Origin of the sequence: Lentzea sp. NPDC051208, assembly GCF_040682435.1 — a bacterium.
Taxonomy (GTDB): Bacteria; Actinomycetota; Actinomycetes; order Mycobacteriales; family Pseudonocardiaceae; genus Lentzea; species Lentzea kristufekii.
The window spans coordinates 447,700-462,819 of the sequence record NZ_JBFBAW010000006.1 but is presented as its reverse complement, the minus strand read 5'-3'; the positions used below and the strand labels follow the sequence as shown (position 1 = coordinate 462,819).

Sequence of the window (15,120 nt, the reverse complement as noted above, 5' to 3'; positions counted from 1 at the left end):
TCGCGAGTTCGCGTCGGTCGTCCGGTCAACCGCTCGTGCCGGATTCGGCGCAGCCCAATTCGGCACGAGCGATTCGGCCGGACGACCGACTTCCCGGCGAACTCGCCGCCGTCTGCGGAGCAGCGGCCGACAAGCACGGCCTGGCAAGCTTGCGCCTCATGGACGACATCGCGTTGCGAGAACTGGCGGAGGAACGGCTCCGGGCACTGGCGGGCCCTGGGGCTGTGCTGCGCGAGGACCAGTGGACCGCGATCCACACCCTCGTGGCCCAGCGCCGCAGAGCGCTCGTCGTCCAGCGCACGGGCTGGGGCAAGTCGGCCGTGTACTTCATCGCGACGGCGTTGCTGCGTCAGCTCGGTGAGGGCCCCACGGTCATCGTGTCGCCGTTGCTCGCGTTGATGCGCAACCAGATCGACGCCGCGGCGCGGGCCGGTGTGCACGCGGTGACGATCAACTCGGCCAACCCCGGCGAGTGGGACACCGTGCAGGAGCAGGTCGCGGCCGGCGAGGTCGACGTGCTCCTGGTGAGTCCGGAGCGGCTGAACAACCCCGACTTCCGCGATGCGGTGCTGCCGTCGCTGACGGCGTCGGCGGGCATGCTCGTCGTCGACGAGGCCCACTGCATCTCGGACTGGGGCCACGACTTCCGGCCGGACTACCGCAGGCTGCGGACGTTGCTGACGGAGCTGCCCGCGGGCGTGCCGGTGCTGGCGACCACGGCGACGGCCAACAACAGGGTGGTCCACGACGTCACCGAGCAGCTGGGGCTCGGCGCCGACGAGGGCACGCTGGTGCTGCGCGGGCCGCTGGACCGCGACAGTCTGCGGCTGTCGGTCGCGTTGCTGCCGACCGCCGAGTCGCGCCTCGGGTGGCTCGCCGAGCGGCTCGACCGCATGCCGGGGTCCGGGATCATCTACACGCTCACGGTCGCGGCGGCGGACGACATCGCGGCGTTCCTCGCCTCGCGTGGCTTCGCGGTGGCCGCGTACTCGGGCAAGACCGAGCCCTCCGAGCGCGAGCGCGCTGAGGTGGACCTGCTGAACAACAAGGTCAAGGCACTTGTCGCGACCTCCGCCCTCGGCATGGGTTTCGACAAGCCGGACCTGGGGTTCGTCGTGCACGTGGGTGCTCCCTCCTCCCCGATCGCGTACTACCAGCAGATCGGCCGTGCTGGCCGTGGTGTCGAACGGGCCGAGGTCGTCCTGCTGCCGGGTCACGAGGACAAGGACATCTGGGCGTACTTCGCGTCGCTGGCGTTCCCGCCCGAGGTGGTCGTGCGGCAGGTGCTGTCCGCACTCGACGGCGCGGGCAGGCCGCTCTCGACGGCGGCGCTGGAGCCGATGGTCGAGCTGTCGCGCGGCAGGCTCGAGGTGGTGCTGAAGGTGCTGGACGTCGACGGCGCGGTCCGGCGCGTGCGCGGCGGCTGGGAGTCGACGGGCCGTCCGTGGGAGTACGACGGTGAGCGGTACGCGCGCATCGCCCAGGCGCGCAAGGCCGAGCAGCAGGTGATGATCGAGTACCTGCGCACCGACAAGTGCCGGATGAAGTTCCTGCAGGACCAGCTCGACGACCCGACCTCGCACGAGTGCGGTCGCTGCGACAACTGCACCGGCGAGCGGTTGTCGGTCGAGGTGTCCGAGGTGGCGGCGGAAGCGGCTCGCGAACGGCTGCTGCGTCCCGGCCTGGACGTGGCGCCGCGCAAGATGTGGCCGACGGGCATGAGCGCGATCGGCGTCCCGCTGTCCGGCAAGATCCCCGCGACCGAGGTGGCGGCCACCGGCCGGGCGCTGGGCCGCCTCACCGACATCGGCTGGGGCAACCGTCTGCGCGACCTGCTCGCGGACGGCGCCGACCGCGAGATACCGGACGACGTGTTCGCGGCGTGCGTGAAGGTGCTGACGGCGTGGGGCTGGGACGAGCGGCCGGTGGGCGTGGTGACGGTCGGCTCGCGACGGCGTCCGCAGCTCGTCGGCAGCTTCGGGCAGAAGATCGCGTCGATCGGGCGGCTGCCGTTCCTGGGCACCGTGTGGCTCGGCGAGTCGACGCACAAGGCCAACAGCGCCCAGCGGCTGGCCGGTCTCGTGCGAGCCGGCGAGACACCGGACGTGTCCGGTGTGGACGGTCCGGTGCTGTTGGTGGACGACCACATCGACACCGGCTGGACGATGACGGTGGCGGCTCGGATGCTCAGGAAGGAGGGGGTGTCCGCCGTGCTGCCGTTCGCGCTGGCGGTGACGAACTGACGGTGCCGGACCGGCCCTGCTGTGTGGCACTGTCAGCGGCATGACTCCGGACGTCGTGCGGTACCGGCAGGCCGATCTCCTCGCGAGCCTGTACCGGCGGTTCGGGCCGGTCGTGCGGATGGGGCCCTACACCTACCTCCTCGGGCCCGAGGCGAACCGGTTCGTGTTCGCCCACTCCGAGTTTTTCGAGGTGGAGCGGGCGTTCCAGTCGCTGGTGCCGGTGGACGGGCCCACGTCGTTGATCGTGAGCGACGGTGAGGACCACAAGCGGCGGCGCCGGTTCGTGCAGCCCGCGTTGGCGCACCGGCAGATCGCGAGCTACGTGCCGGTCATGCAGGCCTACGCCGAGGCGACGATCGACGCGTGGCGGCCGGGCGAAACGGTCGACGCGTACCAGGAGTTCCGCCGGGCCATCCGGCGCAGCACGATCCACGCGTTGTTCGGCGAGGAGCTGGCGCAGGAGTCGGACTTCTTCGGCGCGCACCTGCAGGTGCTGATCAACCTGATCGACCGCAACCCGGCGGTCGTCACGCTGCTCAGGACGATGCGGGCGCCGGCCTGGCGCAACGCCATGCGAGCGCGCAGGGCCGTCGACGCGCGGGTCTACCGGGCGATCGAGGAGACGCGCCAAGGCAAGACGGCCGGTGACGTGCTCACCTCTCTCGTGGAAGGTGACGGGCTGAGCGACCTGGAGGTGCGCGACCAGATCGTCACGCTGATCGCGGCCGGGTACGAGACGACCAGCGGCGCGATGGCGTGGGCGGTGTTCAACCTGTTGCGGCACGACGGGGTCTGGGAGCGTGCACAGCAGGACGACGACTACCTGGGCAACGTGGTCAACGAGACGCTCCGGCTCTACCCGCCGGCGGTCGTCTCGGCGCGGGTCGCGACGCAGGACTTCGAGTTCGCCGGGAAGAAGATCCGGCAGGGGGCGTTCCTGCTGTACAGCCCGTACGTCACGCATCGGCTGGCCGAGGTGTTCCCGGATCCGCTGAAGTTCGACCCGGACCGCTGGGAGACCAAGCCGGCTCTGCACGAGTTCCTGCCGTTCGGCGGCGGACCGCACCGCTGCATCGGCGCCGGGCTCGCCACGACCGAGCTGACCGTGATGCTGAAAGCGTTGCTGCAACGGCCGAAACCCGACCTGCTCCCCCAGCGCCTCACGCCGACCGGGCTTGCCGCGATGCGGCCCAAGCACGGCCTCAGAATCCGAGCAGCAGGGTGACCATCGAGGCGAGGCAGGCGATGGCACGCACGTGGTTCCAGATCGCCCAGGTGCGCAGGTACTGCGGCCAGTAGGCATCGTCGGACTGTTCGAGACGGTTGTTCATCGGCACGTTGACGACCATCGTGAGCAGGACAGAGCCGACGACGTAGAACAGGCCGCCGGCGATCCTGCCCTGGAAGACCTCGATGCCGCACAACACGGCGTTGCCGAGGAACACCAGCAGGAACAACGGGTTCTGGATCCGGACGTTGATCCGGCGCATCGCTTCGCGTGCCGCGGAGGCGGGCAGGTCGGCGAGGCCGGGCATGACGGCGACGGAGAAGGCGAAGAACAGCCCGGCCATCAGTCCGGAAGCGGCGGCAGCGATCAGCGTGGTTGACCCCATGGCGCTCACTCTGACCGGTGAGCGCAGGACTCTCAATGACAATTCATCGCGCGAACTTGCTCGTTCGTCCAGAATTAATGCCGTGACGGATGCACTGGGCGAGGCGCTGCACCTGCTGAGGATGTCCGGCACCTTCTACTGCCGCAACGAGCTCACCGAGCCGTGGGGCGCGACGATGCCCGACATGGCGGACTGCCTGTGGTTCCACGTCCTGACCAGCGGCCGGTGCGACGTCGAGGTCGACGGCCAGGTCATCTCGCTCGAACCCGGCGACGTGTTGCTGGTCCCCGGCGGGCAGCGCCACCGGCTGTTCTACGGCGAGGCGGAGTCGCCGGTCGTCACGACGCTGCCGCACGAGTTCGAGACCGACAACTACGCGATCCTGCGGCACGGTGGCGGCGGCGCGGTGACGCACCTCGTGTGTGGTGCGGTCCGCTTCGACCATCCGGCTGCGAAGCACCTCATCAACGTGCTGCCGAACGTGCTCTACGTGCGCCGTGCTGACGACATGCGCGCCACGATCGACCTGATGGCCACCGAGTCGCAGGCCGTGCGCCCCGGCGGCGAGGCGGTCATCACCAGGCTCGCGGACGTGCTGGTGATCCAGACGATCCGCTCGTGGCTCGCCAACGACCCGGCCGCGCGCACCGGCTGGCTCGGCGCGTTGCAGGACCAGCAGATCGGGCAGGCACTCGCGCTGATCCACCGCGATCCCGCGCAGCCGTGGACCGTCGAACGCCTCGCCCACCAGACCGCCATGTCACGGTCAGCGTTCGCGGCGCGGTTCACCGAGCTCGTCGGCGAACCTGCCATGCGTTACGTCACGCGGTGGCGCATGCACGTCGCGATGAATCGGCTCAGGGACCGCGACAGCACGGTCAGCGAGATCGCCCGCGGCCTCGGTTACGAGTCGGAGGCCGCGTTCAGCCGGGCGTTCAAGCGGATCGTCGGGGTGTCGCCCGGTCAGGCGCGGGCGGGCTGAAGCAGGTCCCAGCGGTTGCCGTAGAGGTCCTCGAAGACGGCCACGCGGCCGTAGACCTCGTCGCGCGGCGTCTCCAGGAAGTGCACGCCGAACGCGGTCATGCGGGCGTGGTCGCGGTCGAAGTCGTCGGTGTTGAGGAAGAAGCCGACGCGGCCACCGGTCTGGTCGCCCACTCGTGCCTGTTGCTGATCCGTGTCAGCCTGTGCCAGCAGCAGCGACGCGCCCTCACCCGCCGACACGACCACCCAGCGCTTGTGCCCCTGAGGAATGTCCTCGACCAGCGTGAATCCGAGTCCCTCCACGTAGAAGCGGATCGCCTCGTCGTAGTCGCGGACCACCAACGTCACCAAACCAATAGATCGCACGGCGATGAGTATCACCGACGAGAGAGGTCTACTCGCACATGGCTGACTCACTCGTTCTCCTGCATCCAGGTGGAGCCGATCCGTCCGCGTTCGGGCCCCAGCTCGACGCACTCGCCGACTTCGCCCTGCACGCGCCACATCGCGTCGACCAGGCCACTCAGGACCACACGGAGATGGCGCAGGAGACGATCGAGTTCCTGGAACGGATCGGCCCCGCCCACCTGCTCGGCTGCAGCGACGGCGCCACGGTGGCACTGCTCACCGCCGTGCTCAGACCGGACCTCGTGCAACGCCTTGTGGTCGTGTGCGGCGTCTTCCACCACGACGGCTGGGACCCGGCCACGGAACTGACGCCGATGCACCACCGTTCGCCCGCGCTGACCGAAAAAGATCTCGGGACACTGCCGAACCGGACGCTGATCATGATCGGCGATGACGACGAGGTGACGCTGGAGCACGCCACCGCCCTGTACCGGGCGCTGCCCAAAGCCGAGCTCGCAGTCGTTCCCGGTACGTCGCACGGTCTGTTGCACGAGAAACCCGCGCTGTGCAACGCGATGATCGTGGACTTCCTGACCAACGATCCAGTCGAGACGTACGCGCCAATTCGTCGCCGTGTGTGATTGGGTGCGTCTATGGCGGTTACATCGGAGACGCATCGACTGCCCGTACGCACGCTCGTCGCATCAAGTGCCGGCAACGCGGTGGAGTGGTACGACTGGGGCATCTACACGGCGTTCAGCATCTACTTCGCGACGCAGATCTTCCCTTCTGGCAACGAAACCGCGGCGCTGCTGAGCACCTTCGCGACGTTCGCGCTCGCCTTCTTCTTCCGCCCGCTCGGCGGCTACCTGCTCGGCCGGTTCGCGGACCTCAAGGGCCGCCGCACCGCGATGCTGTTCACGATCGTGCTGATGTCGGGCGGGTCGGTCGTGATCGGCCTGCTGCCGACGTTCGAGCAGGTCGGCTGGCTGTCACCGGCGTTGCTGGTGCTCGCCCGCATCGCGCAGGGCATGGCGCTCGGCGGCGAGGTGTCGAACGCGTCGGCGTACCTGGCGGAGATCGCGCCCGCCACGCATCGCGGCCGGTACTCGTCGTTCTTCTACATCTCGACCGGGGCGGCGGTGCTGATCGCGTCGCTGCTCGGGTTCTTCCTGTCCCGCAACCTCGACAAGGCCGCGATGGCCTCCTACGGCTGGCGCGTGCCGTTCCTGATCGGCGGCGTGCTCGGCCTGGTCGGGCTGTGGCTGCGGCGGGAGCTCAAGGAGACCGAGCAGTTCGAGGAGAACAAGGCCAAGGCCGAGAGCCTGCGCAACCCGCTGCTGATGACGGTCAAGGAGCACCCGAAGGCCGTCGGGCAGCTCATCGGCATCACGCTGCTCTCGACGCTGAGCTTCTACACGTTCTTCAGCGCGCTGACGCCGTTCGCGGTGAAGACCAAGGGCGCCAACGACATCGACGTGTTCCTGGCACTGTCGATCGGCACCGTCGTGTTCATCGCGCTGCAGTACCCGATGGGGTGGATGGCCGACCGCTACGGCCGCAAACCTCAGATGCTCGTGTGGTCGGCTGCGATGGCGTTGCTGGTCGTACCGCTGTCGACACTGGTCAAACCGGGTCTGCTGAACCTCGTGATCGTGTTCGCCGTGGGACTCGGGCTCTACACAGCGATCACGTCGATCGCACCGGCGATCATGAGCGAGCTGTTCCCGACCGAACTGCGCGGGCTCGGCATCGGAGCTTGGTACAACCTGACCGTCGCGGTGTTCGGTGGTACCGCCCCGCTGGTCATCCAGGCCGTGGGCGGCACCGTCTTCTTCTGGTACGTGGCGGTCAGCGCGGTGATCACGTTCCTGGTGATCCTCACGCTTCCGGAGACAAAGGGTGTTCGGTTGAGCTGAGGCAGAACTCGTTGCCCTCGGGGTCGGCCAGCACGAACCAGACGCCGTCGCGGCTCACCACCGAGGCACCGAGACCGACGAGCCGCTCCACCTCGGCCTCGACGTCGTCACACCACAGGTCGACGTGGACGCGGTTCTTGACGGTCTTGGGTTCCGGCACGCGGTTGAAGAAGAACCGCGGCGACCCGTCGAGCAGCACCGACGGGTCGTCCTCGGGGTCGTTGATGCCCATGGCGCTCAACCGAGTCAGCTCGGCGTCGTCGTACGGGGCGAGCTCGTGGTCGTCGAGCGCCTGCGCCCAGAACCGGGCGAGCGACGCGGGATGAGCGCAGTCGATGACGACATCGTGCATCCGGGCCATGCACCCGAGACTAGCGATGCAACGGCACCAAATCATCGGCGTGCACGACCTCGCGGCGCTGCTCCTCCGGCAGGTCGTGGGTCTTGCGGCCGATCAACGACGGCAACTCGGCCGAGTCGTAACCGGCCACACCGCGGGCCACGACCTCACCCGCGAGGCTGACCAGCTCGACGACGTCGCCTGCCTCGAAGTCGCCGTCCACACCCGTGATTCCGGCGGCCAGCAACGAACGACGCCTGCCCACGACAGCGGCGACCGCGCCGTCGTCGAGGTGCAGCCGGCCGTTGGCGTCGGTGGCGTAACCGAGCCAGAAGCGGCGGGCGGTGAGGCGTGAACCCGTCGCGGCGAAGGCGGTGCCCACATCGGCGGAGGACAGGGCCCGGCCTGCTTCGGTGGCACTGGTGAGCAGCACCGGAATGCCCGCGGACGAGGCCAGGCGGGCGGCGGCGAGCTTGGAGGCCATGCCGCCGGTACCGAGGCCGGACGCGCCGGCGGTACCCGCCTCCACACCGTCCACATCGGACGCTGACGCCACCTCGGCGATGCGGACGGCGCCCGGCTTGCGCGGGTCACCCGAGTACAGGGCGTCCACGTCGGACAGCAGGAACAACGCGTCGGCACCCACGAGATGGGCGACGAGGGCGGCGAGGCGGTCGTTGTCACCGAAGCGGATCTCTTCGGTGGCAACGGTGTCGTTCTCGTTCACGACAGGTACGGCACCCAACGCCAGCAAACGCGAGAACGTGCGCTGGGCGTTGCGGTAGTGGGCGCGACGCACCACGTCGTCGGCGGTCAGCAGCACCTGGCCGACCGTCAGCGAGTAGCGGCCGAACGAGTTCGCGTAGGCGTGCGCCAAGGTGAGCTGGCCGACGCTCGCCGCGGCCTGCTGGGTGGCGAGGTCGCGGGGGCGGCGGGAGAGCTTCAACGGGGCCAGGCCGGCGGCGATCGCACCCGACGACACGAGCACCACCTGGCTGCCCGCCGCGGCACGGGCGGCGAGGGCGTCGACCAGCGCGTCGAGACGCGCCGGATCGAGGCCACCTTCCGCTGTGGTCAAGGAAGAAGAACCGACCTTGACCACGATGCGGTTCGCCGAAGCGACCGCTTGCCGAGCTTGTGAGACCACGGGGGCCGTCACTGTGTTACTCCTCGCTGGAAACACCGTAGTCGTCGCCGTACTCACCGGGCGCGCGGCGGGCCTTCTTCAGGGCCTTGCGCTCGTGGGCGCCGATGCGGTCGTTGCGCTCGAGACGGATGTCCGTGCCACGCCCGGTCATCGTCATCGCGATGCCGGCCGGGGTGGTCGGTTCCCAGTCGAAGATCAGGTCGCCGATGGTGACCTGGCAACCGGGGACGGCGCCCATCTTCACGAGCTTTTCCTCGACGCCCAGCCTGTTGAGGCGGTCCGCGAGGTAACCGACGGCTTCGTCGTTGGAGAAGTCGGTCTGGCGGATCCAGCGCTCGGGGCGTTCGCCCTTCACGATGAAGCCACCCTCGACCGAGGGGTCCTCGGTCACGGTGAAGCCCTGGTCGTCCACGGCGGTCGGCCGCAGCACGATTCGGGTCGATTCCTTCTTCGGCTGGGCCTCGCGGTACTCGCGCACGACCTCGGCCAGCTTGAACGTCAGCTCGCGCAGGCCCAGGCGGGACACCGTCGACACCTCGAAGACCGGCAGGCCGCGGGCCTCGATCTCCGGGCGGACGATGTCGGCGAGGTCCTGGGCGTCCGGGATGTCGACCTTGTTGAGGATCACCACGCGCGGACGGTCCTCGAAGTTGCCGCCGAGCGCCGGCGTGTACTCCGAGAGTTCCTTCTCCAGCGCGTCGATGTCCGCGATCGGGTCGCGGCCCGGCTCGTACGTCGCGCAGTCGACGACGTGCGCGAGCACGGCGGTGCGCTCGATGTGGCGCAGGAAGTCGAGGCCGAGACCCTTGCCCTGCGACGCTCCGGGGATCAGGCCGGGCACGTCCGCCATCGTGAAGACGGTCTCGCCCGCGGTGATCACGCCGAGGTTCGGGACCAGGGTCGTGAACGGGTAGTCGGCGATCTTCGGCTTGGCCGCGGACAGCACCGAGATCAGCGACGACTTGCCCGCGGACGGGAAGCCGAGCAGGCCGACGTCCGCGACGGACTTGAGCTCCAGCACCAGGTCGCGCGTCTCGCCCGGCTCACCGAGCAACGCGAAACCGGGCGCCTTGCGAGCCTTGGACGCGAGCGAGGCGTTGCCCAGACCGCCACGGCCACCGGCCGCCGCGATCAGCTGGGTGCCCTCGCCGACGAGGTCCGCGACGATCTCGCCCGACTCGGTCATCACGACCGTGCCGTCCGGGACGCGCAGGATCAGGTCCTCGCCGTTCGCGCCGTCGCGGTTCGCACCGGCACCGGCCTTGCCGCTGGTGGCGGCGGCGTGCGGGCGGAAGTGGAAGTCCAGCAGGGTGTGCACCTGCGAGTCGACGACGAGGATGACGTTGCCGCCACTGCCTCCGTTGCCGCCGTCCGGGCCGCCGAGCGGCTTGAACTTCTCGCGGTGCACTGAAGCACACCCGTTGCCCCCGTTGCCGGCGGCAGCGTGGATCACCACCCGGTCTACGAAGCGGGCCACGGAACTACTTCCCTTCAAAGGTCTGAACAAAGCAACGAGGGGCGGAGCCGGATGACCGGGCCCGCCCCTCGCAGAGGTCTAACTACGTTGCGGAAACGGTCCTCCTCAGACCGCGACCGGAACGATGTTGACGGTCTTGCGACCGCGCTTCGAACCGAACTCCACCGCACCGGGCAGCAGGGCGAACAGCGTGTCGTCCTTGCCGACGCCGACGCCGACGCCGGGGTGGAACTTGGTGCCGCGCTGGCGGATCAGGATCTCGCCGGCCTTGACGACCTGACCGCCGAACCGCTTCACACCCAGGTACTGGGGGTTGGAGTCACGGCCGTTGCGGGAACTGGATGCACCCTTTTTGTGTGCCATGAGAAGTCAGGTCCTCACTTACCGGTGATGCCGGTGACCTCGACACGGGTCAACTTCTGACGGTGACCCTGTCGCTTGTGGTAGCCGGTCTTGTTCTTGAACTTGTGGATGCGAATCTTCGGGCCCTTGGTGTGCTCGACCAGCTTGCCGGTAACCGAGAACTTCGCCAGGGCCGCCGCGTCTGCGGTGACGTCAGTGCCGTCGACCACGAGCAGCGCCTGGAGGGAGATTTCGGTGCCCGGCTCGCCCTCGAGCTTCTCGACCTCGACGATGTCGCCGACAGCGACCTTGTACTGCTTGCCGCCGGTCTTGACGATCGCGTACATCAGGACGGAAGTCTCCTGCTACTCGATGGTGACGGGCCGTGGGCCAACCAGTCTGGGACGGTGTTTCCACCATTAGGCACCAGAGGAGGCACACGACAGGACCCGTCGGATGGCGGGCCGTCCACAAGGTTACGGGAGTGGGTGCTCCCGGAGCAAACCGGGGTGCCCCGAACACGTTCCCGCAGCCTGTGTGGTCCCCCACAACGTTGTCCCGCAACGCAAAACCGGGGCCGCCCGCAGGCGACCCCGGTCTCGCTTCCTCGCGTCAGTCCTCCTGGACCGGCGGTCCCGCGGGCCGCGACACGGCGCGGCGCCTGCGGGTGGTGGTGACCACCGGTGCGGGCATCTGGACCTCGGGCTGCTTGGGCACCTCGACGACGATCGGAGCGGGTACCTCGGCCGCGGGGGCACCGGCGGCGCGCTTGGCCGCGCGACGCCGCGGACGGGCCGCAGGGGGCTCCACCGCGACCACAGGGGCCTCGGCGACGGGCTCGGGTGCGGAGACCGGCTGCGGGGCTTCGGCGGGCTCCTGCTCGGGCTCGACGGCCGGAAGGGGCCGCTGGGCACCGATGCGACCGGTCACCACGGGCTGCTGAGCTCCGATGCGTCCCGTCACGACGGGCTGCTCGGACTCGGCGGGCCGCTGGGCACCGATGCGACCCGTGGCGACGGGCTGTTCGGCGATCGGCTGCTCGGTGACCGGCTCGACGAGCTCCTCGGCCGTCTCCTCGATCACCTCGGACTCGGTGACGACGGGCTCGAGCTCGACGGGCGCCGGGTCCTCGGCGACCTCGTGCGGCACGTGACCGTTGAGCTCCTGCTCCTCGACCACGACCGCGTCGACGACGGCCTGCGGCTCCTTGTCGCGGCCACGCCGGCGGCGGCGACGACGGCCGTGGGCCTCGTGCTCCTGGTCGGCGGCGACCACGTCCTCGGAGGTGTCCTCCGGGTCGCCGGGTTCGAAGACCTCGACGACCTCGGGCTCGGCCGGCGCCTCGACGGCAGCCTCGACGACCTCGGTGGTCTCGGCCGCCTGCTCGCCACCGCCCTTGTTGCGGCGCGACTTGCGGCCGGTGCCCTGCTGCGGCTGCTGCTGGCCGCCACCGTTGCCACCGCCGTGCGAGTGCATGGGCTCGGTGGACACGACGACGCCACGACCGCGGCAGTGCTCGCACGTCTGGCTGAACGCCTCGAGCAGGCCCGTGCCGACCCGCTTGCGGGTCATCTGGACGAGACCCAGCGAGGTGACCTCGGCGACCTGGTGACGCGTGCGGTCGCGGCCGAGGCACTCGGTCAGGCGGCGCAGGACCAGGTCGCGGTTCGACTCCAGGACCATGTCGATGAAGTCGATGACGATGATGCCGCCGATGTCGCGCAGCCGGAGCTGGCGGACGATCTCCTCCGCCGACTCCAGGTTGTTGCGCGTGACGGTCTCTTCGAGGTTGCCGCCCGACCCGGTGAACTTGCCGGTGTTGACGTCGATGACCGTCATCGCCTCGGTGCGGTCGATGATCAGGTAACCACCCGACGGCAGCCAGACCTTGCGGTCCAGCGCCTTCATCAGCTGCTCGTCGATGCGGTACTCGACGAACGCGTCGTTGTTGCCGACGTGCTTCTTCAGGCGGCCCTGCAGGTCCGGCGCCACGTGGCGGACGTAGGAGTCGATGACCTCCCACGCCTCGTCGCCCTGGACGACGAGCTGGGCGAAGTCCTCGGTGAACAGGTCGCGGACGACCTTCACCAGCAGGTCCGGCTCTTCGTAGAGCAGCGTCGGCGCCTTGGTGGAGGTGCTCTCGGACTTCTCCTTGATGACCTTCCACTGGGCCTGCAGACGCGTGACGTCGCGGCCGAGCTCCTCCTCGGAGATGCCCTCCGAGGCGGTGCGGATGATCACGCCGGCGTCCTCGGGGACGACGCGCTTGAGGATGTCCTTGAGGCGCTTGCGCTCGTTGTCCGGCAGCTTGCGGCTGATGCCCGTGGCACCGCCGCCCGGCACGTACACCAGGAAGCGGCCGGGGAGGCTGATCTGCGTGGTGAGGCGGGCGCCCTTGTGGCCGACCGGGTCCTTGGTGACCTGGACGAGCACGGAGTCGCCGCTGCTCAGCGCCTGCTCGATCTTGCGGGACTTGCCCTCGAGACCGGCGGCGTCCCAGTCGACCTCACCGGCGTAGAGCACGGCGTTGCGGCCGCGGCCGATGTCGATGAACGCGGCTTCCATGCTCGGCAGCACGTTCTGCACGCGGCCGAGGTAGACGTTGCCCACGATCGAGCCGCTGCCCGACGACGTGACGAAGTGCTCGACCAGCACGCCGTCTTCCAGCACGCCGATCTGGGTGCGGTCGCCGCGCTCGCGGACGACCATCGTGCGGGCCACGGCCTCGCGGCGGGCCAGGAACTCGGCCTCGGTCAGGACCGGGGCACGGCGGCGGCCGGCCTCGCGACCGTCGCGGCGGCGCTGGCGCTTGGCCTCCAGGCGCGTGGAGCCGCGGATGCTGCGCACCTCGCTCTGCGCGGCCTCGGAGTCGGCCTTGTCGTCGCGCGCGTCCCGCGTCTCGCGGACGTGCACGACCGTGTTCGGCGGGTCGTCCTCGGACGTCACGTCGTCTTCCGCGCCGGTCTTGCGGCGGCGGCGACGGCGGCGACGGCGGGTCGAGCTCTCGTCGCCCTCGTCCTCGGCCTCGGCGGCGTCGTCGCTCTCGGCGCTGTCGGAGGTCTCCTCGGCCGAAGCCTCGTCGGTCTCCTCGTTGCCGTCGGCGTCCGTGCCCTTGCCGCGGCCACGGCCACGGCGGCCACGGCGGCGGCGACGGCGGCTGTCCGCCTCGTCGTCACCGTCGACCTCGACGTCGGTCTCGGCCTCAGCCGCCTCGGCGGCGTCGAGCTCGTCCGCGGCGATCTCGCCGACGGACTTCTCCTCGACGACCGGCTCCTCCTCGACCACGAACGGCGACGGCGGCGCCTTCGGGCGCTCGATCGGCGTTGGCGGCAAGAAGACCGCGCTCGGCGCGGCGAAGATCGGCGCGAGCGCCGGTGCCTCGAACGCCGGGATCGCGGGCGCCTCGTAGTCCTCGGTGACCTCACCGGTGACCACGTCGTCCCAGTCGACGAGTGTCTCGGCGACCTTCAGCGCGACGTCGCGGCTGACGCTCGACTGCGCGCTCTTGGGGACCTCACCGAGGTCCGCCAGCGCCGTCATCACGTCCTTGCTGCTGACGTCCAGCAGTTTCGCCAGTGCGTGAACCCGCAACTTGTCCGGCAGGTTCGCCAGTTCAGGGCGTGCGGCAACCACACCCTGCCCGCCGGTGCCACCGGCGGGCTGTTCCTTGTTCGACATGCAGCTCCTCCACCCCCGGGCGCGTCCCGTGAGGACGCGGCCGCGCAGGGGCCTCTCTTGGTCTCTCTCCACCGCTGCTCGCGGCGGGAATCCTTGCCTCGCGCGCAGCGGCGTGGCGCCTCACTGGACGCACGCTTGCGCAGGTCCCACGACGACGCCGCTGTCAGCGCCGCTCCTCCTGTGTGCTTCGCGGGCGGGGGCCGGACCAATCAGACACCGTCTGCGCTCGTCAGGACTCTCTGTCCTGTTGGAGCGGGTCCACCAGCCTGCCCTCGCCGTCGAGGCGTCCCTGCGCCATCCGGGTTGCTCTCGCAGGTACCGGCGGCACGAGATCGGCCACGACGCGAAGCGCATTCAGCACGTCGTCGGGTCGCACGGTAGGCGTTACCTGCCGTACAACCGTCATGAGTATCCCACACGGTCGTGACAAAGCGGTGTCATCGTGTCCGGCGTCGCTCGAACGTGGTTCGACCAGCGCTGACACGACGGCGGGCCGCACGTCGAGCATCTTCGTGCCGTTCTTGGTGAGCCGCTCGACCTCCACGGACTCGGCCGCGAGGAAGACGCTCACCGCCTTCGCCAGCTCATCGGGCTCGACCCCGTCGAGCTCGATCCTCCACTCGCTGGCGTCGATGCGCTCGGTGAGGTTGCCACCGCGCGCCTGGACGATGTCGACGACGTCGATGCCGGGTGGCAACGCCTCGTCGAGCGCGGCCTTGAGCGCCACCGGGTCGACCGCCTCGACCACCGAGACCTCGACGTACTCGGCCTCGCTGGCCACGCCGGTCGGCGCGGCGCCCACCCACGACACCTTCGGGTGAGGGCTGAACCCCTGGGAGTAGGCCATGGGTACGCCTGCCCTGCGCAGCGCACGTTCGAACGTGCGAGCGATGTCGCGGTGCGAGGTGAAACGCAACCTCCCCCGCTTGGTGTAACGCAGGCGCAGTTTCTGCACCGCGGCAGCGGAGGGGTTGTTCGGCAGGTTGCGGCTCAGCGGTGCTCCCAGTGGTGTTCCGACGGGTGAGCGGTCCC

At 69.5% G+C, this 15,120-nt stretch carries 14 protein-coding genes; 5 read left to right on the top strand and 9 right to left on the bottom strand.

All coding sequences use genetic code 11. From position 1 onward, the window contains the following. Positions 1 to 158 precede the first annotated feature (158 nt). Entirely contained in the window at positions 159 to 2,243 is a 2,085-nt protein-coding gene (locus tag AB0M48_RS17720) for a RecQ family ATP-dependent DNA helicase (RefSeq protein ID WP_363842632.1), read from the top strand. Positions 2,244 to 2,283: 40 nt separating this feature from the next. Then, positions 2,284 to 3,468: a cytochrome P450 gene (locus AB0M48_RS17715; protein ID WP_363842629.1), complete on the top strand. Its 1,185-nt coding sequence runs from the start codon at positions 2,284 to 2,286 to the stop codon at positions 3,466 to 3,468. Here AB0M48_RS17715 and AB0M48_RS17710 read toward each other — a convergent pair. Continuing rightward, positions 3,446 to 3,856, bottom strand: a complete 411-nt coding sequence (locus tag AB0M48_RS17710) for an anthrone oxygenase family protein (RefSeq protein WP_363842626.1) — start codon at positions 3,854 to 3,856, stop codon at positions 3,446 to 3,448. The genes AB0M48_RS17715 and AB0M48_RS17710 overlap by 23 nt on opposite strands. 82 nt (positions 3,857 to 3,938) lie before the next feature. On the opposite strand from AB0M48_RS17710, the gene AB0M48_RS17705 reads away from it, so the two are divergent. Continuing rightward, on the top strand, positions 3,939 to 4,838 hold the full coding sequence (locus AB0M48_RS17705; RefSeq protein ID WP_363842623.1) for an AraC family transcriptional regulator: 900 nt from the start codon (positions 3,939 to 3,941) through the stop codon (positions 4,836 to 4,838). Here the strand turns inward: AB0M48_RS17705 and AB0M48_RS17700 are convergent. After that, the gene (locus AB0M48_RS17700; protein ID WP_363842620.1) at positions 4,820 to 5,203 is read right to left on the bottom strand and encodes a VOC family protein; all 384 of its coding nucleotides are present in this window, start codon (positions 5,201 to 5,203) and stop codon (positions 4,820 to 4,822) included. The two genes, AB0M48_RS17705 and AB0M48_RS17700, sit on opposite strands and share 19 nt — an antisense overlap. A 38-nt stretch (positions 5,204 to 5,241) precedes the next feature. On the opposite strand from AB0M48_RS17700, the gene AB0M48_RS17695 reads away from it, so the two are divergent. Then, on the top strand, positions 5,242 to 5,826 hold the full coding sequence (locus AB0M48_RS17695; protein WP_363842617.1) for an alpha/beta hydrolase: 585 nt from the start codon (positions 5,242 to 5,244) through the stop codon (positions 5,824 to 5,826). Positions 5,827 to 5,838: 12 nt separating this feature from the next. After that, entirely contained in the window at positions 5,839 to 7,104 is a 1,266-nt protein-coding gene (locus tag AB0M48_RS17690) for an MFS transporter (RefSeq protein ID WP_363842614.1), read from the top strand. Here AB0M48_RS17690 and AB0M48_RS17685 read toward each other — a convergent pair. The 7 genes from AB0M48_RS17685 to AB0M48_RS17655 form a co-directional block, all read right to left on the bottom strand. Next, positions 7,067 to 7,465 carry a VOC family protein gene (locus tag AB0M48_RS17685; protein ID WP_363842611.1) on the bottom strand — a complete coding sequence of 133 codons (399 nt, stop codon included), beginning with the start codon at positions 7,463 to 7,465 and terminating at the stop codon, positions 7,067 to 7,069. The genes AB0M48_RS17690 and AB0M48_RS17685 overlap by 38 nt on opposite strands. A 10-nt stretch (positions 7,466 to 7,475) precedes the next feature. After that, the gene (proB, locus tag AB0M48_RS17680; protein ID WP_363842608.1) at positions 7,476 to 8,603 is read right to left on the bottom strand and encodes a glutamate 5-kinase; all 1,128 of its coding nucleotides are present in this window, start codon (positions 8,601 to 8,603) and stop codon (positions 7,476 to 7,478) included. Positions 8,604 to 8,607: 4 nt separating this feature from the next. Beyond that, positions 8,608 to 10,068: a GTPase ObgE gene (gene obgE, locus AB0M48_RS17675; protein ID WP_363842605.1), complete on the bottom strand. Its 1,461-nt coding sequence runs from the start codon at positions 10,066 to 10,068 to the stop codon at positions 8,608 to 8,610. 105 nt (positions 10,069 to 10,173) lie between these two features. After that, on the bottom strand, positions 10,174 to 10,431 hold the full coding sequence (rpmA, locus tag AB0M48_RS17670) for a 50S ribosomal protein L27 (protein WP_363842602.1): 258 nt from the start codon (positions 10,429 to 10,431) through the stop codon (positions 10,174 to 10,176). Positions 10,432 to 10,445: 14 nt separating this feature from the next. Next, positions 10,446 to 10,757: a 50S ribosomal protein L21 gene (rplU, locus tag AB0M48_RS17665; RefSeq protein ID WP_030479431.1), complete on the bottom strand. Its 312-nt coding sequence runs from the start codon at positions 10,755 to 10,757 to the stop codon at positions 10,446 to 10,448. A 265-nt stretch (positions 10,758 to 11,022) separates the two neighbouring features. Beyond that, positions 11,023 to 14,088: a translation initiation factor IF-2 N-terminal domain-containing protein gene (locus AB0M48_RS17660; protein ID WP_363842598.1), complete on the bottom strand. Its 3,066-nt coding sequence runs from the start codon at positions 14,086 to 14,088 to the stop codon at positions 11,023 to 11,025. A 229-nt stretch (positions 14,089 to 14,317) separates the two neighbouring features. Further along, positions 14,318 to 15,043 (bottom strand): TIGR03936 family radical SAM-associated protein, encoded by a 726-nt coding sequence (locus AB0M48_RS17655; protein ID WP_363842595.1) that lies wholly within the window; start codon positions 15,041 to 15,043, stop codon positions 14,318 to 14,320. Between the last annotated feature and the right edge of the window lie 77 nt (positions 15,044 to 15,120).